This is a genomic window from Sinomicrobium endophyticum (assembly GCF_052983315.1).
The window spans coordinates 101,135-120,480 of sequence record NZ_JBRKIS010000044.1; the positions used below are offsets into that span (position 1 = coordinate 101,135).

The 19,346-nt window shown below is 42.6% G+C and carries 13 protein-coding genes; 12 read left to right on the top strand and 1 reads right to left on the bottom strand.

The window, feature by feature from the left end:
• From ACVBDU_RS18940 to ACVBDU_RS18985, 10 genes are all read left to right on the top strand, one after another.
• The gene (locus tag ACVBDU_RS18940; RefSeq protein ID WP_447181294.1) at window positions 1-2,892 is read left to right on the top strand and encodes a glycosyl hydrolase 115 family protein; all 2,892 of its coding nucleotides are present in this window, start codon (window positions 1-3) and stop codon (window positions 2,890-2,892) included.
• Window positions 2,893-3,126: 234 nt separating this feature from the next.
• Window positions 3,127-3,999, top strand: coding sequence for a glycoside hydrolase family 16 protein (locus ACVBDU_RS18945; RefSeq protein ID WP_447181295.1), 873 nt, complete (start codon window positions 3,127-3,129; stop codon window positions 3,997-3,999).
• Window positions 4,000-4,298: 299 nt separating this feature from the next.
• Complete coding sequence (gene ppk1 / locus ACVBDU_RS18950; RefSeq protein ID WP_447181296.1) at window positions 4,299-6,314, top strand: polyphosphate kinase 1; 2,016 nt, start codon at window positions 4,299-4,301, stop codon at window positions 6,312-6,314.
• Between the two features lie 406 nt (window positions 6,315-6,720).
• Window positions 6,721-7,251 (top strand): RNA polymerase sigma factor, encoded by a 531-nt coding sequence (locus ACVBDU_RS18955; RefSeq protein WP_447181297.1) that lies wholly within the window; start codon window positions 6,721-6,723, stop codon window positions 7,249-7,251.
• A gap of 109 nt (window positions 7,252-7,360) precedes the next feature.
• Window positions 7,361-8,239 carry a FecR family protein gene (locus ACVBDU_RS18960; protein ID WP_447181298.1) on the top strand — a complete coding sequence of 293 codons (879 nt, stop codon included), beginning with the start codon at window positions 7,361-7,363 and terminating at the stop codon, window positions 8,237-8,239.
• 140 nt (window positions 8,240-8,379) lie between these two features.
• Entirely contained in the window at window positions 8,380-11,547 is a 3,168-nt protein-coding gene (locus tag ACVBDU_RS18965) for a TonB-dependent receptor (RefSeq protein WP_447181299.1), read from the top strand.
• A 193-nt stretch (window positions 11,548-11,740) separates the two neighbouring features.
• The gene (locus ACVBDU_RS18970; protein ID WP_447181300.1) at window positions 11,741-13,279 is read left to right on the top strand and encodes a beta-helix domain-containing protein; all 1,539 of its coding nucleotides are present in this window, start codon (window positions 11,741-11,743) and stop codon (window positions 13,277-13,279) included.
• Window positions 13,280-13,368: 89 nt separating this feature from the next.
• Window positions 13,369-15,000 (top strand): IPT/TIG domain-containing protein, encoded by a 1,632-nt coding sequence (locus ACVBDU_RS18975; RefSeq protein WP_447181301.1) that lies wholly within the window; start codon window positions 13,369-13,371, stop codon window positions 14,998-15,000.
• 74 nt (window positions 15,001-15,074) lie between these two features.
• Window positions 15,075-15,365 carry a hypothetical protein gene (locus ACVBDU_RS18980; RefSeq protein WP_447181302.1) on the top strand — a complete coding sequence of 97 codons (291 nt, stop codon included), beginning with the start codon at window positions 15,075-15,077 and terminating at the stop codon, window positions 15,363-15,365.
• Between the two features lie 60 nt (window positions 15,366-15,425).
• On the top strand, window positions 15,426-16,727 hold the full coding sequence (locus ACVBDU_RS18985) for a hypothetical protein (RefSeq protein ID WP_447181303.1): 1,302 nt from the start codon (window positions 15,426-15,428) through the stop codon (window positions 16,725-16,727).
• A 216-nt stretch (window positions 16,728-16,943) separates the two neighbouring features.
• On the opposite strand, the gene ACVBDU_RS18990 is transcribed toward ACVBDU_RS18985, so the two are convergent.
• Window positions 16,944-17,177: a hypothetical protein gene (locus tag ACVBDU_RS18990; RefSeq protein ID WP_447181304.1), complete on the bottom strand. Its 234-nt coding sequence runs from the start codon at window positions 17,175-17,177 to the stop codon at window positions 16,944-16,946.
• Window positions 17,178-17,696: 519 nt separating this feature from the next.
• Here ACVBDU_RS18990 and ACVBDU_RS18995 point away from each other — a divergent pair.
• Window positions 17,697-18,236, top strand: coding sequence for an RNA polymerase sigma factor (locus tag ACVBDU_RS18995; RefSeq protein WP_447181305.1), 540 nt, complete (start codon window positions 17,697-17,699; stop codon window positions 18,234-18,236).
• A gap of 92 nt (window positions 18,237-18,328) precedes the next feature.
• Entirely contained in the window at window positions 18,329-19,294 is a 966-nt protein-coding gene (locus ACVBDU_RS19000; RefSeq protein WP_447181306.1) for a FecR family protein, read from the top strand.
• Window positions 19,295-19,346 lie beyond the last annotated feature (52 nt).

The following is a 19,346-nucleotide window of genomic DNA, read 5'->3' on the forward strand; positions in this document are numbered from 1 at the left end:
ATGGGAAATCAAGTGTTTAATAGGGTTTTAGTAGTGGTCTTGCTTACGTTTTTCCCGGTTTCTTCAAATGTAGTAGCCCAGGAAAAGCGTTCTTTTATTATTTCATCGGCCGAAACCACGGCACAAATAATCTGTGATAAAAATGAGGGTCGGCCTGTGCACACGGCGGCGCAATTATTTGCGGATGATGTATACCGTATTAGCGGTCAAAAGGCAGAGTTAAGAAGCAGGGGTAATTCCGAATACCAGGTAAAAGCCGGCACCCTTGGTGTAAGCGAGGGTTTTGATAAGGCATGTAAGGAAGCGGGAATCGACACGGATAAATTAAGGACAAAGTTGGAAGGCTATGTGATCAAGGCTGTAACCGATGCAAAGGGCAAAAAGAATATTCTTTTTATTGCGGGGAGTGATCCCGTGGGGACGGCACACGGATTAATGGAACTGAGCAGGAGGATAGGAGTTTCACCCTGGTATTGGTGGGCAGACGTTCAGCCCGAAAAAAAAGAAGTGCTGGAAATTTCTGGTGAACTGTTTGTCGAAGAAGCCCCTAAAGTAAAGTTTCGCGGAATTTTTATCAATGATGAAGACTGGGGCCTGCAACCCTGGGCGGCTAAAACATTTGAACCCGGAACCGGGGATATAGGCCCCGAAACCTATAAAAAAGTGTTTGAACTTCTGCTCCGCTTAAAGGCCAATACCATCTGGCCCGCCATGCATCCCAGTACCAGGGCGTTTTTTCATTATCCCGGAAATGCGGAAACGGCAAAAGCATATGGGATTACAGTGGGGACTTCTCACGCAGAGCCCATGCTCAGGAATAACGTGGATGAGTGGAATAAAAGTGAAAGAGGAGCCTTCAATTACCAGACGAATAAAGAACAGGTATATGCCTATTGGGAGGAAAGAGTAAAAGAAAGTAAGGGGATGGACGCCTATTACACCCTTGGGATGCGGGGAATCCACGACAGCGGTATGGAGGGTGTGGAAAGTAAGGAAGATGCGGTAAGTGTTTTGGAAGGAGTGATCAAAGATCAGAGAGGACTGTTAAAAAAATACCTGGATCAGGATGTGGAAGAGATCCCCCAGGCGTTTACGGCCTATAAAGAAGTGCTGGATATTTATGATGCCGGCCTGGAAGTTCCCGAAGATGTTACCATGGTTTGGCCGGATGACAATTACGGCTATATCCGCCGCCTGGGTAATGCCGGAGAAAGAAAACGGCCCGGAGGTGCCGGGGTGTACTATCACGCTTCGTACTGGGGGCGGCCACATGATTATCTATGGCTCAGTACCACCCCTCCCGCATTGATACGGGAAGAAATGTGGAAAGCCTATAAAACAGGCGCTGACCGGCTATGGATATTGAATGTGGGCGATATAAAACCCGCCGAATACACTATGCAGCTCTTTATGGACATGGCCTATGATACGGAAGCATTTCGGGATACCGAAAGCCTGGATATACACAGGAAAAACTTCTACACCAGTATCTTCGGTTCTCCGTTAGGGGATAAAATAAGTGAACTGCGGAAAAAATATTACGACCTCTCCTTTGAGAGAAAACCGGAATATATGGGATGGAGCCAGACCGAACCCACAACCGAAGTCCACGAAACCGGATACGATCCCTTCGCATGGGGAGACGAGGTCGGGAAAAGGCTCAATGCTTATAAAAAGTTAGGAGATACCTCTGACAGTATATATAACAGCTTGCCAAAAGAACGGAAGGACACGTATTTTCAACTGGTCCATTATCCTGTTAAAGGGGCCATGTTTATGAATATGAAATATCTCTACAGGGACCTGGCCTTAAAGTATAATCGTGAAGGCCGGTTGATCGCGGAAAAATATAAGGATCTATCTCTGGCCAGCCATGATAGTATTGCCGGGATCACAAAACAGTACAATACCGGGATCTCAGACGGAAAATGGAACCATATGATGAATATGGCACCGCGGGATTTACCGGTATTTAAAGTCCCCGAAATAATGAGTTCTCCCGGTGAAAGTGGAGATTTATACGGATACCGCATTGAAGACCGGGGACAAAACGGAGATGAACTCCCTTTCTTCTATGCGGGGCAGAACGACCGTTATTTTGTAGATGTTTTTCTTAAAAGGGAAGGAAATATTACCTGGTCTGTAAGAGACCTTCCGGAATGGATAAAAGTATCACAGCCTGATGGAAAATTGAGTTCCGGTACGGGCGAACTTCAGCAAAGGATATATTTTGAAGTGGACGGGAAGGTCTGGGAACGATCGGGCAGACCGTCACAATCGAAATTTGTTTTAAAGTTAGATGGTGAAGATTTCCCGGTTGATATCCGTGTTAGAGATATGGGAGAAAACCCCGGTGATGGTTTTCTTGAAAAGAACGGTATGGCCGTAGCCTATGCCGGTCATTTTTCTTCCGTAACCGGTGATGAAAAGTATATGTGGAAAGGCCTCCAGGGTTTAGGACATAGCGGAAACGCCATACAGGCCTTTCCCATTGATGCCATGCCTTTAGATACGATCAACCTAAAAGATCATCCGAAACTGACCTATCACTTCATTACGGAAACTGTAACTGAAGATGCAAAGCTATTCCTTTTTGCCCTGCCCACGCACCCGCTAACCCGTGACCACAAGGTCCGGGTTGGGGTGCAATGGGATGACGGACCGATCAGGATTGTAAACTTTCAGACCCATGGCAGGAGTGAACGCTGGAAAGAGAATGTATTGAAAAACCTGGCAGGCGTGGACGTTCCCGTTACGCTAAAGAAGAAAGGAAAGCACAGGTTGAGTATTTACATGATCGACCCGGGAGTTACGCTTGATTTTTATTACCTGCAAACCGAAGGACAAACTTTGCCTTATAGTGTATTGCCGGAGACAAGAATTGTAAAATAACAGATAGAAGAATGCTGCTCCCTTGTTATGGTAGTACCTCGATATCATAGAATCCCGTATGGGAAGATTTGTAATTATACAAAGAAAAAAAGGTTTTCTCTGCGAATGCTGCCCCAAAAAAAGCCTCCGTAGGGTTATACCGGAATATCGCCTGGTAGTAGGGATGAGAGTCCATGACTGCCGGTGAAGGACCCCTTAAAATCTTATCAATTGAATTTTTAAAACCTATTTATTATGGAATATCTAAAAAGATCAAAGTATTTATTGATGTCGTTCTGTGCCTGCTCTCTGATAGCGTGTACGCAGGACAGTGAACCGGGAGAAACCGACCTCGGGGAAGCCCCGCAAAGTAAGGCTCATCTGCAGGAACTACAAAGTGCAAACTCCCTGCAGCCGGTGGTTTTACTGGATTCAACTACTTTTGATAATGCTCAGAAATTTGAGGAGCACTGGGAGATGTTTTATCCGTGGGGGACCGACCATAATGGCTCGGCCCGGATGTATGAAGAACAGGTAACGCTGGATGGAAATGGTGAATTGTTAATAGAAGCCAACCGCATTTATGAAGACGAGGGGAACAGTTCTGCCGATCCCTGGTTAAAAATACGTTACCATTCCGGGGCCATTCATTTTAAAGACCACATTGTTGTGAGTGATTCGCTGCCTTCCTGGGAAATAAGCGGGGATTTCCAGGTGCCGACTGCAAGGGGCTCCTGGCCGGCTTTCTGGATCACCGGAGCCTGGAGCTGGCCACCGGAGATCGACATTATGGAGTTTAAAGGGAATAATACCAACTGGCAAAACACGGTGACAGGCCCTGACTGGCAAAACACTTCCTGGCAGACGACCAAAACCACGGTATCCGATGCCGGAAACTGGCACAATTACAAGGTGATCATCAATAAAACCTCCGAAACGGATGTAGAGATCAAACTCTATATAGACGGAAATCAGACAGGGACACATACTGCCGACTTTGTAGGGAAACCGTTCTGGTTGATCATCAACATGCAAATGGAGGGTTCCAGTGGCAACCCGGGGCCGGAATATGCCGAATACAGGGCCCGGAATATTTATGTTGCCGCTACTCCCGCCCAGGTACCATAGCATTCAGCACTGTTGAAAAAACACAGCTGTCTGGTATAACCTATCCTTTATCTGTCGTTTGTCCCGGTACGTAGCGGGGATGATCAGACTATAGGGAAAGAAGAAAGAGGCCGTCGAAAAATATTTTTCGACGGTTTCTTTTGTTTCTTCGGTTCTGTGAAAGGATAGGACTGGCAGTATCCGGATATCTCCGAATTATCTGCAACAAGCGTTTTGTTATTTCGGGGAGAAAATTAACTTTAAATTTAAGAACGTAAGAAAACAGTTATTTATCTTTCTCCGGTTTAATCACGTATGTATTGAGAGCATTTAAGTTTTACAATCGCGATCTCAGCTGGTTGCAATTTAATCACCGGGTATTACAGGAAGCTGCGGATACCAGGAATCCGTTGTACGAACGTATAAAATTCCTGGCTATTTTTTCTTCCAATTTGGACGAGTTCTTTAAGGTCCGGGTATCGGCAATAAGGCAATTGAAAGAACTGGATAAAGATTTTAGGCGAAAGCTGATCTCCAGACCCAACAAACTTATTAAGGAAATAAAAAAACAGGTAGAGCAGCAGCAACAGTGGTTCGGAGCAATTTACCGAGACCAGATTATTCCGGAGTTAAAACAAAATGATATTCATATCATTACCTCAGGTGAATTCAACAGGGAACAAAAGGCATTTTCCTCGACCTGTTTTAAGACGTTTGCAAGCAGGCTGGACACCCATTATTTTGATGAGATGTCAATGGATGAGATGGCTTTGGAAAGCGAAACCATGGCTATGGTTGTCGAATTTAAACAAGATACTGCTCCGGCATTAGTCCGGTTTCCCTCAGAGGTAGACAGGTTTGTTGTACTGCCTTCGAATGACGAAAAGTTTTTCATCACTTTTATAGACGATATTCTCAGGGACAATCTGGGTGAAATATATAAAAATAAGCAGATCAGGAATATGTATGCCATTAAACTGACCAGGGATGCGGAATTGTATCTGGAAGATGAGTTTTCGGGAACATTGGTTGATGCGATATACAATGCACTGGATAAAAGAAAAACGGGGCAGACTACCCGCTTACTTGTCGATAAATCCATCCCTGAGTATCTCAAGGTTCAACTGAAAGCAGCTCTTGGCATTCATGATATTGACTTGGTAATGGGAGGAACTTATCACAATTTCAAGGACTTTTTCGGTTTTCCGAGACCTTCGGATAGGTTGCTGGAATTTGATGCTTTGGAACGGAAAAACTCCACATGGGGAGATGGGATAAATATTTTCGAAGCTATCGAAGAAAAAGATCGGTTGCTGCATTTTCCGTATCATTCATTTGATGTCTTGGTCCGGCTGATCGAAGAAGCTGCTTTGGATGAAAAAGTGACGGACATCAAGATTTCCCTTTACCGTGTAGGTAAGGAATCCAGGCTTCTGCATGCCCTGATGAAGTGCTGTGAACACAAAAAAAATGTATTTCTTTTTATAGAAGCGCAGGCTCGTTTTGATGAAGAATTCAATATTCTCTGGGGAAGGGCCTTTGAAGAAATGGGAGCCAGGGTGGTCTATAGTTTTCCAGGGATTAAAGTACACTCCAAAATTTTATGGATCCGAAAGGAGAATAAGCCGGGCTGTATAAAAAAATACGGTTATGTAGCTACAGGCAATTTCAATGAAAAGAATTCCGGTATTTACGGAGATCTGGGGATTATTACGGCAAATGACGCAATTACGGATGAAATAGACGAGGTTTTTCAGGTGCTAGCCAGGAACCTGATTATACCACGGGTAAAACATACCCTGGTCTCCCCTTTCAATTCGCGCCTGAAATTCATGAAACTGATAGAAAGAGAAATGGAAAAAGTCCGGGAAAGCAAAAGAGGATATATTTTTTTAAAAATGAACAGTTTGCAGGACCCTGATATGATTGAGGCCTTGTACAGGGCAAGTAACAGTGGAGTGGAGATCGTACTTATTGTAAGGGGAATATGTTGTTTAGTGCCTGGTATCCGGGGGCAAAGTGAAAATATAAGGATTATCAGTATAGTGGGTAGATTTCTGGAACATTCCAGGATTTATCTCTTTGGCAAAGGAGAACAAAGTAGTATGTATATCGGTTCTGCGGACTGGATGACACGGAACCTGGATCATCGCATAGAAGTTATTATTCCTGTGCTGGACAAGCAGATCAAAAATTACCTGTTGCGGTTTATTGATTTGCAATTGTCGGATAATGTAAAGGCAAGGGTGATAGATAATAACCAAAGCAATTTATATGTCAGGGGTGAGGGGAGAACTATAGATTCCCAGGAAGAAACCATCTCAATAATGATATAAGTTCATTATTAATCTTTTCTGATACCTTTAAAAGAATTCATTTTTAGCAATAACCTTGAAAGCCACTTTCTTGGAGGGTGTGATTTTTACTCACTACGTGAGATTTAAAATACTCAAACCGTTTCCCGATATTTTTTTGGAGATTTCCGATTCATGTCCGGTGTCCCGATAATTCGGAATGCCGAGAGGTAGTTGGTTTTATACGATTATTATATGATATTATGGAAAACCCTAAAACATATTAAAGAAATGGTTCTACATTAGTTCCATAACGGAAATAGAATTTCTTATACCCCCGATTAAAATAATTGCCTTTGGAATTTACCATTATTTAAAATCGGATTTTGGGTTTTGTGATAAAATCACCTTATTTTCGTTATTAACTAACTAACCAGATCAAGGCTTTGTGGACACGATTAAAAATCTCAAAAAAGGGAATAAAACTGCGTTAGAGTACCTGTACAAAAAGCATTATTCCAAACTTTATGGCTTTTCCAAAAAATTCAGGCTAACCCATGTTTCTCCAGATGATATAGTGCAGCAGACCTTTTTAAAGGTATGGGAACAAAGGTCCTTGTTAAAGGAAGATGTTCCATTTGAAAAGCAGTTGTACACCATAGGCAAAAATACTATTCTGAATCATTTGAAAAAAGAGAATAAGATCCTAAGGCTTGATGATATGGTAATTGTGGATGAACCGGTATTCCATGATGAGGATAATACCGATGACAAGAACAAGGAACGGTTAAAAATTGTCTACAATAAACTCAGTGAGATGCCCAAACGCAGGAGAGAAATATTTGAGATGCACAAATTAAACGGGCTCTCCTATAGTGAAATATCCGAAATATTGAAAATCTCGCAAAATACAATTGCCAATCATTTAAGGCTCGCAACACTTCACCTTAAAAAAGAATGCGGAGAACCATCCTCTTAATTCCGTAAAGATTTCTTTCCGTTTAGTTTACAATTTGTTTAACTTGTTTATTAGTCATTTTTAGTTTCCCGGTTGTTATGGTTATAGATACTTAACGCCAATAACCCGAATGAAACAAAAAGATCAGGACCTGGAGAATTATTTTGAAAAATCCTGGGAAGATGCGGATACTGAAGTGAATACCGAGCAGGTTAATGCTTCCTGGAATACTTTCTCGGATACGCTTTTCGGTGAAAAGAAAAAGTCCGGGACAATTCCGTTGTACTCCAAGGTTGCATCCGTGGCCGCGGGATTAATACTATTTGCTTTTGGTATTCATTATTTAACAGATAAAGGTTCACAAACGATGTTATTAACGAATACTACCGGTCAGCCTATGGAAGTAGTCCTTGAGGATAGTACTTCGGTGATTGTAGGTCTGGGTAGTACCCTGGAGTATCCCGAGCATTTTGGGGATTCTTACCGAAAGGTTGTTTTAAAAGGAGAAGCCTTTTTTAAAGTTACCCAAGATAAAAATAGGCCGTTTCACGTTATAGCGGGAAAGACAACCACTACGGTGCTGGGAACCTCTTTTAATGTGGTTTCCGATTCTCTCGGTCATACCAGGATTTCTCTTTTCACCGGTTCCGTAAATGTAACATTGGAAAACAGTCCGGATTCCTGGGCCATTCGCCCCGGAGAAGAGTTTCAACTTTATGGCGAAAGAAGAAACCCCAAAATTGCAAAATTTGATGAATTTATGGTAGCCGCATGGCGTATACCATCATTGTACTTTAATGACACGCCATTGGAAGAAGTCTTTAAGGTGTTGGAAAAAAGATATCAAACTCAGATTATATCCCGGGACAGTAGTGTAATAGATAAAAAGATCACTTTAAAGATCAATAAAAACGATTCCCTGGAAAAAATACTTGAAATCATTTCGCTAACCCATAAATTAAAAATAATGAAAGACAAAAAGAGTGGTATAATAACGCTGTATAAATAAAAAAAGAAAGAGCTCTCTATCGCCAAATATCCGAGCTCCTTCATTAAAACTTAAATAAAATTCCTCAACATCCACGCTATAAGATAGCGAAGGATAGAGGGCTTTTGTATGCAAATAAAATAAAAAAAAGCAAGCATTCAATGAAAATATACGATCTTATTTTAATGACCACGTGCTGTATCTGTTTTGCACAGGCCAATCCAACCACTACCGCAACTAATGACATTAACCTGGATTTTGACAGGATAGTACTCGGGCAATTGTTTGCCTCCATAGAGGCCCAGACACCATACCAATTTGCTTATGGGGCACCAATAAAAAGCATGACAATCCGGAATATCCGTGTTTCCAATGAAGATATAGAGAGTGTATTGCGTATTCTTGAACGCAAAACATCGTTGGCCTTTAATATTATGGACTATACCATAGTAGTATATGAAACCAATGATCCCAAAAATCGTAAACCACCTACTGGGAGTATACGTGGCAGAGTGTATGATACTGATGATGTCCGGGAGCCATTGGCAGGGGCCTCGTTGATCATCCGGGAGCTCAATCTTGGAATTGCCGCGGATGGCGACGGTTTTTTCCGGATGGATGAGGTTCCGGTGGGGCAGCATATAGTGGAAGTATCTTTCCTGGGGTATACGCCTCGCAGTATTACCATTGAAGTGACCCCCAACAATATTACCGAGATCAGTATAGGGTTAAAGGAAAATACCGCCGAACTGGATGAGGTGGTTATATATGCCCCGGTCGATGTCAGATACGCCCCGCTTGGAAACTCTACCGAAGAAAGCCTGGTAAGCGCCATCAGGTCCAGCCCGGTGGTGGTTACAGGAATATCAAACGAGCAGATTTCCCGTTCCTTTGATCTCGATGCCGGCGAAGTGGTGCGCAGGGTGCCCGGGGTAAGCCTGTTGGATAATTTTGTGGTGCTCCGCGGTATGAGCCCGCGTTATAATTTAACGATGATAAATGGCATGGTTACGCCCAGTACCGAAATGGATACCCGGGCTTTTAGCTATAACCTGCTACCTTCTTCTGTCATCGATCAAATGATGGTGCATAAATCCCCTTCCCCGGAACTTCCCGGAAACTTCGGAGGGGGCGTAGTAAAAATACAAACCAAAAATACCGCGGTGGCCAGGCGGCTCGAAGTGAATTACCTTCAGCAATACAGGACCATGGGTTCCAGCCTTTCCCACTATTATACCTATGAGGGCAGCAACAAAGACTGGTATGGAGGTGGAGTAGAAGACCGGGAACTGCCGGGTATTCTCCGGGACCCAACTTATACCATACCAAGATCCGGTTATTCGGATGAGATAGCCCATATAGGTGCACAGATGCCCGGCGTAAGAACACCACAGCGAAAATATCACGGTATGGACATGAGGGCATATATAAACTATAATGACTCCTGGAAAATCGGCTCTGCACGCCTTAACAATCTTACCTATGTCAATTACGAACAGCAAAGACAGTTTGTAAAGACCGATCTGGCCTTTGACGCGGGGAAGTTTTTTGTTCGTCCGGAGGACGGCAGTATTAATAGTCAAAATAATGGTATATATACTGATTCCCTTTATACGGAGCGGATCAGGCTTAGCGCTATGCAAAACCTCGGCCTGATTATCAACGACAATCACAAAATAGACCTGACTTCTTTTGCTACCCGAAGGGCTACCGATGATCTTTATAACAGGGAAGGTATAGATGCAGCCGATTTTAGATCAAAGGTATTTTCCTACCGGTATAATGTACGCGATCTGTTCCAGGCACAGTTAAGCGGGGACCACCAGATAGGAAAACACCATATTCATTGGGCAGCCGGGTATAACAAAGCTTACGACAATATGCCTGATTTACAGAGATACAAGTTTTTGTTAGATCAAAATAACCTCCTTTGGACACCGCAATTGAATGCCGGGGGCGATAATTATAATACCCGTATTTCTTTTGATACCGATGAAGAAGCCAAAATTTACCAACTTGATTATACTAAAGATTTTATAAATGGCCTTGAACTTAAGGTTGGCGGGTATATGGAACAACGGGATAGGAGTTTTAATTCTTCAATGGTAGTAATCGAAGCAACCCAAGGGTTGGACGCAAGTAGTATAAGTGGCTCCGCACCGTGGATCAATATAATTGATACCCTATACACGCAATTCCGTCCAGGAGGTGTGACGTTGGATCCTCCTGTTGCCAGCGCCTACCCGGGCAGGTATAGTTTTGATGATAAGGTCCGGGCAGGATATGCGGCGGTTACCATACCCTTATTCCATGAAAAACTGAAGATACATGCCGGAGCCCGGTTTGAATGGAACAAACGCCTGCTCTACGATGAAAACGGGGAATCCTTAGATTCTATAATTGTAAGTAATACTCCTCTTACTTATGAAAAAACACCCAATAAGATACAAGATTTTATATTACCGTCCATAAACATTACCTATAACCTTTCGGACAAGACGGCCATCCGGGCGGCATACGGGCGTACCATAGACCGCCCGCAATACCGGGAACAGTCCAATTTCCGGTTTTTTGATTTTGAAGCCGGGTTTAATGTATCCAGTAACCCCCTATTGTTAAACTCCGAAATAGACAATTACGATATCCGGGTGGAGCATTACCCTTCCCCTTCCGAATTTCTGGCTGTAGGGGCTTTTTATAAACGCCTTAAAAACGCGATTGAAATGTATGATGCCTCCTCAGCCGGCTGGTCACTACCATTAATGCGTCCATTGAATACGGATTTGGCAGAGGTATATGGAGTGGAGCTGGAGATCCGTAAAAACCTGGGGTTTATAGGACCTGTCTTTAAGGACATATCCACCATTATTAATGGAACACTGGTGGAAAGCAGGATAGATTTTAACGGAAGAAACAGGCCATTACAGGGAACCTCTCCTTACTTGTTAAATGCAGGGCTTTACTACGGACAGCAGGACAGCCCTACAAAAGTTTCGATAATGTATAATGTTATCGGCCACCGGTTGCGTATTGCGGAAGGCGCCAACAATTCCGATGTCGGGGCGCTCTATGAACGCAGGCGGCACCTGGTGGATCTTACCTTTTCACAGCAGCTTACCAGAAACCTCCTGCTTAAGGCAGGTGTACAGAACCTGTTAAACGCACCTTACCAGTTTTATCGTGATGGTAATCGAAATGAGAAATATGACCCCGGGTATGAGAATGCCATATCAGATGGTGATGGTAGTACAACATGGAGAGGTGACTATATGGAGCGGGAATTTAAAGAAGGGAGTTATATCACATTCGGTTTATCCCTGACATTATGATAGTGCACTATTCAAATAACCCTTAAAAAGAAGTTGAACCCCAAAACCCATGTTTGCCAATGAACAAAGTATATAGCCCCGATTAACCAAAAACGGGAATTTACAGGTTCCCATTCGAAAAAGATGGTTACTGTTCTTCAGAACAGCGATATGTAAAATAACACCAAAGAAATTTTTATTTAAAAAACGAAAAATGAAACATCTTATAAAATCATGTAATTTTTTATTGGCTATAACCGCCATATTGGTGGTTGCCTCCTGCGCGCGTGACAATGCGGAGGATGAAATTAACCTCAATGCCCACTATGCCACGGCATTGGCAACTATTGAACTGGGATGCCCTACCAGCCCGGCCCCCTTTGACTTTACCGTAAACCCGAACGGGGATGTCATCGTCGATCACGACATCACCCTGACCTCGGGGAATACCTATGTTTTAAACAACTATTTCAGGGTGCAGTCCGGGGTAACTATTACCATTGAGCCAGGAGTTATTATCAGGGGAAACCAAACTGGTAATGGGTGTTCTATAGCTCCCGGCACCCTGGTTATTGAACGCGGTGGAAAAATAGAAGCTGACGGAACGGTTACTGATCCTATTGTCTTTACCTCAAATCAGACCAGCCCAGAACCCGGTGATTGGGGAGGTGTTGTTGTTTTAGGCAGGGCATCGGTAAACATTGCTAATCCCGGTATTCCTGGTACATCGGATGGTGTTGGAGCCATTGAAGGGCTGCCAACTCCTAATAATACAGGGCTATATGGTCAAAATCCGCCTGTTAATAATGATGATTCCGGTATCATACGCTATGTACGTATTGAGTATGCCGGTGATGAGATCGGGGAGGCTAATGAATTGAACGGGCTTACCTTGGGAGGAGTAGGTTCCGGAACTACCCTGGAGTATATCCAAGTGTCCTACGGGCTTGATGACGGTTTTGAGTTTTTCGGAGGTACAGTCAATGCAAAATACCTGGTAGCCAACAGGAACGGGGATGATGATTTCGATACCGACCAGGGTTATAACGGTAATCTGCAGTTTGGTGTTTCCATAAGGGAACAAAACGGAAACTGGCTTTCATCCGCACCTTTAAACGGTAGTGAAACCAATGGAGATGATGATGATGATTACCTGCCCAGGCCAAATAATTTTACCCAGGCTAATTTCAGCAACTTTACTTTTGTAGGACCCTATCAAAACAATTGCAGCGGTACGGTGAATCCTAATTATAGTTCCGGGATTTACTTCAGGGATGATTCCGACCAGAACATTTACAATACTGTAATATTAGGTTTTGAGAGTGGTATCCGGATCAATGATGCGGGTGCAGCTAATTTCAATACATCGACCACATTAGCGGATAATTTGATTGATGTCAGGAACACAACTATTGTTATTCCTGCTCCTGGTCAAGGAGCCCGTTTGGGAACACTGGATGATGCTACAGGATTAAACTTTAATAATACCTTCCTGACCCCAGCATTAAACAATAACATTGTGACAGCATTTAGCTGTACTACATCCGGATTCACTATGGGAGACAGGGTCGGACTTCGTGATGGTGCCTGGAGCATTGGAAATCAACCTGATTTACGACCGGAAGCCGGATCAGGATTATTGAACTCATCCAGCTTTACCGGGCTTCCCGGGTATTTCCAGCAAGTTACCTATCGAGGAGCTTTTGGCCCCAACGATAGCTGGATGGACGGCTGGACCAACTGGACTTTTTAAAACTTTTTAAACAATAAGATCACTGGTCCGGTTACGGACCGGTGATTTTTTAATAAATGCTTTTTTACGATAGATATACAAGTACAACTATGATGGATAAATCAACTAACCTTCCCAAAGGTACTAAAGCGGGACTTAGGCCAACCCTGATTTGGATCGTATTCGTGTTTCTGGCACTCTCCTGTAACGATGATGATATTGACCTTTCTCCTTTGCCCGACTTAAAAATTACGGAAATTGAACCGCTGACGGCCCGTGTAGGAGGAGAAGTGGTGATCACCGGTACCGGATTTGATACGGAATATATTTCCAGAAATGACGTAGACTTTACCGCTACTGATAGCGCCGCTTCGGCAGGGGATGTACTCGTAAAAAAAGCAACAGCAACTCAACTGACCGTAATTGTACCTGACTCACCGGAAATTAATGGTCCCGTAAAAGTTACGGTAAGAGGGCAGGAAGCAGTTTCGTCACAGGATTTTGTGGTAGATAATTCCATGCCGGCACCGGTCATATCGGAGGTAAGACCAAATTCCGGAATTGCGAATGATGAAATTGTCATTACCGGCAAATACTTTGTGGAAGGTAATATTCTGCCTACTGTATTTATAGGTAATAAAGAAGTGGAACCGGACAGTATTGAAGATGAAGATGATGAATTCGGAATTGATGAAATTACGATCACAGTTCCTGAAGGCTTAGAGCCCGGGGAAGTAATGATCACTGTTCAACGGGGGGCATTTACCTCTAACCAGGTGGCCTTTACCATTAATGCCATTCCTGTGGAAGTCAAGGAAACCTACTGGACGGATAGTGATGGAAATATCAAAAGGGGGATCATACAGGAAGATGGAGTACAAATAGAAACGCTATATGAGAATAATGCGGCAGTAAATGGTTTGGTCATAGACGCACAACGCGAGCTGATATATTGGGCAGATAATAGCAGGGGTGATGGCGCTGATATATATAGTGCACCTATAGATGGTAGCGGTACTCCGCAAATCGTTTTAAGCCTTAACGATGACCCGTCCAATTTTATAAGCTATACAATATACGACATAGCATTGGATAGACAGGCAAACGTTTTATATTTTGAAGCTGTTGAAGAAGGCTTTGACTTTGATACAGGATTACCAGCTGTCAACGTTGTAGTTTATAAGGGCAATCCGGGGAGTATAACTGTGCATGCCCTGAATACTATATCCATAGAAAATAAGATTTCGATCTCAACCGGACTAAAGATCGATCCTGTCGCCGGAAAATTCTACGCAGGCGTTAGTGCACTGGACTTTTTTACCGGGGAAAGCACCGGAGCTGTGTACAAGGGCAATCTGGACGGCAGTGGAACCCTGGAGGTATTGTTTGATACTTCCGATGGATTAACAGATGAAGTCCGCAATATCGCCCTCAATCCAGATAGTGGAAAACTATATATTTTAGATAATGATTTTTCACCGGAAAACAATACTACTAAAACGACTATTTATTCCGGAAATATGGACGGCAGCGGAAATCTCATCGCTATTACAGAAATCATAAATTCCGAAAGCGGTGTACCCGTTACCGATCTGGAAATTGACCTGGAAAATGGCTTTTTGTTCTGGATTAACAGTGCTCTTAATGGGGTTATCAAAAGGGTAGCTCTAGATGGTTCGGTAGTCGAAGATCTTTTTACGGGAATTAACAATGGAGAGTATTTTGATCTGAAGATTGAATAAAAAGTGTGTCCGAAATTGGTTATACACCTTAGCAAAAAATGAACAATTTCTTAAAAATCAAAACACAAACCAAAATGAAAAATCTTATAAAATCATGTGATTTTTTATTGGTTATAACCGCCATTTTGGTGGGAGCTTCCTGTGCACGTGACAGGGCAGAAGATGAACTTGACCTCGATGGCAATCAGCCCGATTTACGACCGGAAGCAGGATCGGGATTATTACACAACCCAACCAGCTTTACCGGGCTTCCCGGATATTTCCAGCAAGTTACCTATCGCGGAACTTTTGGCCCCAGCGATACCTGGATGGACGGGATGGACCGACTGGACTTTTTAAATAACAAAAACTGGGTCCCGGCCTAATTGATGACAGTTTTATCTAGGGAGTTTTTTATAATTAACCTTTAACCACAAAAAATAAAAATGAAAACAATACCAAAACAGAATACCTTGAATAAAACAGGGTATATTGCTAATCTTTCGACCCTTCTGGTCTCTATATTGGTCCTTAACTTCCTGTTTGTGGGCTGTAGCGATGAAGAAACTGATCTTATGGAGGAAACTTCCAATCTTAGTGACCTGGAAGTAGTAACACCTGTAGCCGCTCAGGGCTCTCTTATACAGATAAAAGGTGACGTAGGTACAGATAAAAATTCGTTACACGTAAGACAAAACGGAGAAGAAGCTGGTATAGTCGCCTTTAATGCTAACAGTAGTGTTACGGTAAGATTGTCCGAAGACGCTATTTCAGGACCTTTAACCGTTAAAATTGACGGACATGAATTGTTTTTAGGAGGTCTGGATGTTTTTGAGAACCTGGTGCTACCGGTATTCTGGATCGAAGCAGATGCCAATGGTTTCTCTATTTTTAAGGGTGTCCGGTCTCTTTCCGGAAATACTTCCCGGACCCCGATCATAAACAGCACAGGTTTTATACCTGCCCTGGCGGCGTCCCCTCTTACGGGGGAACTGTATTATGTCGTGCAGGACGTTGATCCGGAAACTTCTGAGCCTGTTTCCAGAATTGTTAAAGTCAACGCAGAGAATGGCAGTAATGCACAAATTATCCTTCAGACCAACGAAACCATAAATGCCCTTGCCGTTAGCGCTTTGATCGATAAGGTGTTTTATGCGGAAAGCAATTCTTCCGACTTTTCCATCGCAATTAAAAAAACAGGTATGAACGGGGGAACGGTTGATATTCTTCGGGAAGGTATTTTAAACGATGTAAGTGAAATGGATTACAACCTGCTTACCCATAGTTTATATTTTGTAGAAGCACGGAATAAAGTCAATAAGATTTCGTTGAGTGACAATTCCTTAAGTACGGTGTATGATAGTGAGAATTTCCGTATTATCGGAGGAATGGCCATTGATATGCTTGGTAAAGATATCTATGTTGCGGATCTTGGCGAGCCAGGCGATGATTCGGATGTTATTCTGAAGGGAAGCACTGACGGGACAGATCCGCTTTCTACCATGGTAAACACCAACGTGTCCGCTACACTTTCCATGGATTTTGATAACCTGTTCAGAAAGCTTTATTGGTTAAATTCAAGTTTTACGGGTGAACCTGTGGGATCGATATACAGAACAGGACTTGGTACAGTTTCCCCGGAACTTATTTTTGATGAAATAGGGTTGTCTCTTGGTATGGACGTTTCTGGGAGAACTGGGGATTCACAAGAGGAAAAGAAAAAGCATACTACAGATATCTCATTATAAAAAGCAGGGGTTTAGTTTTATTAATTTGGTTTTCTTCACTTTGTGTATAGTAGGGTAGACCAGGGGGCTTGCTCCCTGGTTTATTTATCATTGCCAGACTAAGGGAAGTTATAAAAAAGCATTTTTTGGTGGGAAGGCCGGCAACATTACTTCATTTACCTGAAATCAAATTGTCTTTTCTGGCCGGCCTTCTTTTTTGAAATAGGATCGCTTATCCTATTTTGTTGCCAATAGCTTTTTTAAATACGCAACTGTTTTATCATTGTCGCATAATTTCTTAAATGTCCTGTTTTCCAGGACACTCTTTCCTGAGGCATTATCAAGATCTTCCAACAATAACCATTCGCTTATGGTAATCTCTCTCTTTTCCCAAGGCAAGGCAGTCCTTAACCATTGATCTCCATCGCCTTCATAACGGGAGTATATCTTTAATTTGCTTAGAGTAAACATGAACAAAAAAATTAAAACAAAAATCGGGTTTCAATTTATAAACTAAAAAAATAAAAAACAATAGGAATATTCATACTGTATTATAACTTTTATAAACACGGAGATGCTGCTTTTAGATAAGAGCATGTTTAAAAAGGATTGATTGTAGCGAAAAACACCCTTGCGCCGGCTGGCTCGTTCGCTAAAATAACCCATAGGGTTATTTTTATACGCTCCACCCTGTTTCATATGAAGGCTTTTTTTGATCCCGAAGATTATCGGGATGAATTCTTTTTAAACATGCTCTAAAAAATGGAGTTGTTATAAAAAGTTTTGCAGGTTTCGGGATTATAAATGAACTCGTCGTTCAATAAGTGACAGTAACAATAACTTGTTCCGTACAGGATTAATCCCTGTAGAAAGGAACAAAGCGATGCGTCCTGTTTGCTTCTTAAAGAATTTTCTTTTACAATAATTTAATTTCCCCCTAACGATCCTGTTGGCCAAAACGTATAGTTTTAACATTCCAAAGAAAAACCCATGCAGGATGAAATCCTTTACAAACAAATCCAGGCAGGCAGGGAAGAAGCACTGGGTATTCTTTTTGATAAATACTTTTCCAGGCTGTGTTTCTATGCCCGGCATTTTACCAGGTCAAAAGAATTGGCCGAGGAAATAGTAGCCGATGTCTTTATTAAGATCTGGGAAAACCGGAAAAAAACAGACATTCTTAATGTCAGAAGTTACCTCCATACCAGTGTAAAGAACAGGTCGATTCAAATTGTCGAAAAAGAAAAAATACACGGTTCGACAAACGGGGGGCATAGCTATCCGGACTTAAAAACGACCGACCACGAGTCCCATACCATTTCACGGGAATCCCTGGAACAGGTAATGGCTGTCATTCAGAAAATGCCCGAACAACGCCGGACTGTTTTTCTTCTGAACCGGGTGAATGGGTTGAAATATAAGGAAATATCAGCTGCGCTGGATATATCTATACATACGGTGCAGAATCACATGGTAAGTGCTGTCCGTTTTCTCTATGAAAACCTGTCTAAAGATTATTCTTCCAGGTAAACTTTATTTAACCTTTTGTTAAAGAACTTCGGTAGTAGGTTCTTGCCCGGAAACCGGTCTTTATAAATGAGAGACCTAAATTGCCATAGGACATGCAAGACAAATTCTGGGAACTGACCACCAAATATTTTTCCAATGAAGCGGACGAAGCGGAAATTCATATGCTTTCCGAACTGCTCGAAAAAAATGAGGATTATCAAAAGACTTTTGATGAACTGGCATTGCAGTGGAACATGGCCGGAAATATATCGTATGCCTCTTTTGATAGAGAAAGTGCCGGGTTGAAGGTTAATACTGCGATTGCCCAGAAGGGAAACCAGAACAAAGGACGGAAAAAGTTGTGGTGGAGTGCAGCAGCCGTTTTTTTGTGTTTATTGGGGCTTGTCCCGGCAATTTTGCTCAGATCTGCCCGATGGACTACATTTACAACTACAGATAATCAGCACCTTAAGATTTTGCTCCCCGACAGTTCTTCTGTATGGCTTAACCGGAATGCTTTGCTCGCCTATAATTTTGATGAACAGGGTGTGCGCAATGTCCGGCTGAAAGGAGAAGCCTATTTTGAAGTGACCAGGGACTCTCTGCGACCGTTTGTTATAGAAAGCCCGCGCCTGATAACAAGAGTGCTGGGGACTTCTTTTAATATAAATTCCAGGGGAACAGACGAACAAGTGAGTGTCATTGAAGGGAAAGTTGCCGTAAAGAACCACAAAGGAGACCAGGTGTTACTTCGGCAAGGTGACCGGGCGGAATACCTGCAAACTTCCGGCAGGTTGCAAAAAGTAAAAGTGCACAATATCCACAATACGATTGCGTGGAAGGACAACATATTTGACTTTGACAATATTCCCCTGGGTGATGCCATGAATTACCTGGCCGAAGCTTATGACGTTTCTTTTGAGTATACGGATGAAAGTATAAAAAAATGTATGATAACCGCTTCCTTTGAAAAACAATCGCTAAAAACCATCCTTAATATCATTTGTCTTTCTATACACTGCGAATATCGGGTGGTGCCCGGGGAAAAGAAGATTGTAATATCAGGAGAAGGATGTTAAAAAAAACCGGAAAATATTGGAACTATTTTCCGGCTAAAACCAATAATTGATT

Coding starts and splice junctions, on each gene's coding strand:
- ACVBDU_RS18940 (WP_447181294.1), top strand. CDS start 1: ATGGGAAATCAAGTGTTTAATAGGGTTTTAGTAGTGGTCTTGCTTACG.
- ACVBDU_RS18945 (WP_447181295.1), top strand. CDS start 3,127: ATGGAATATCTAAAAAGATCAAAGTATTTATTGATGTCGTTCTGTGCC.
- ACVBDU_RS18960 (WP_447181298.1), top strand. CDS start 7,361: ATGAAACAAAAAGATCAGGACCTGGAGAATTATTTTGAAAAATCCTGG.
- ACVBDU_RS18965 (WP_447181299.1), top strand. CDS start 8,380: ATGAAAATATACGATCTTATTTTAATGACCACGTGCTGTATCTGTTTT.
- ACVBDU_RS18970 (WP_447181300.1), top strand. CDS start 11,741: ATGAAACATCTTATAAAATCATGTAATTTTTTATTGGCTATAACCGCC.
- ACVBDU_RS18975 (WP_447181301.1), top strand. CDS start 13,369: ATGATGGATAAATCAACTAACCTTCCCAAAGGTACTAAAGCGGGACTT.
- ACVBDU_RS18980 (WP_447181302.1), top strand. CDS start 15,075: ATGAAAAATCTTATAAAATCATGTGATTTTTTATTGGTTATAACCGCC.
- ACVBDU_RS18985 (WP_447181303.1), top strand. CDS start 15,426: ATGAAAACAATACCAAAACAGAATACCTTGAATAAAACAGGGTATATT.
- ACVBDU_RS18990 (WP_447181304.1), bottom strand. CDS start 17,177: ATGTTTACTCTAAGCAAATTAAAGATATACTCCCGTTATGAAGGCGAT.
- ACVBDU_RS18995 (WP_447181305.1), top strand. CDS start 17,697: ATGCAGGATGAAATCCTTTACAAACAAATCCAGGCAGGCAGGGAAGAA.
- ACVBDU_RS19000 (WP_447181306.1), top strand. CDS start 18,329: ATGCAAGACAAATTCTGGGAACTGACCACCAAATATTTTTCCAATGAA.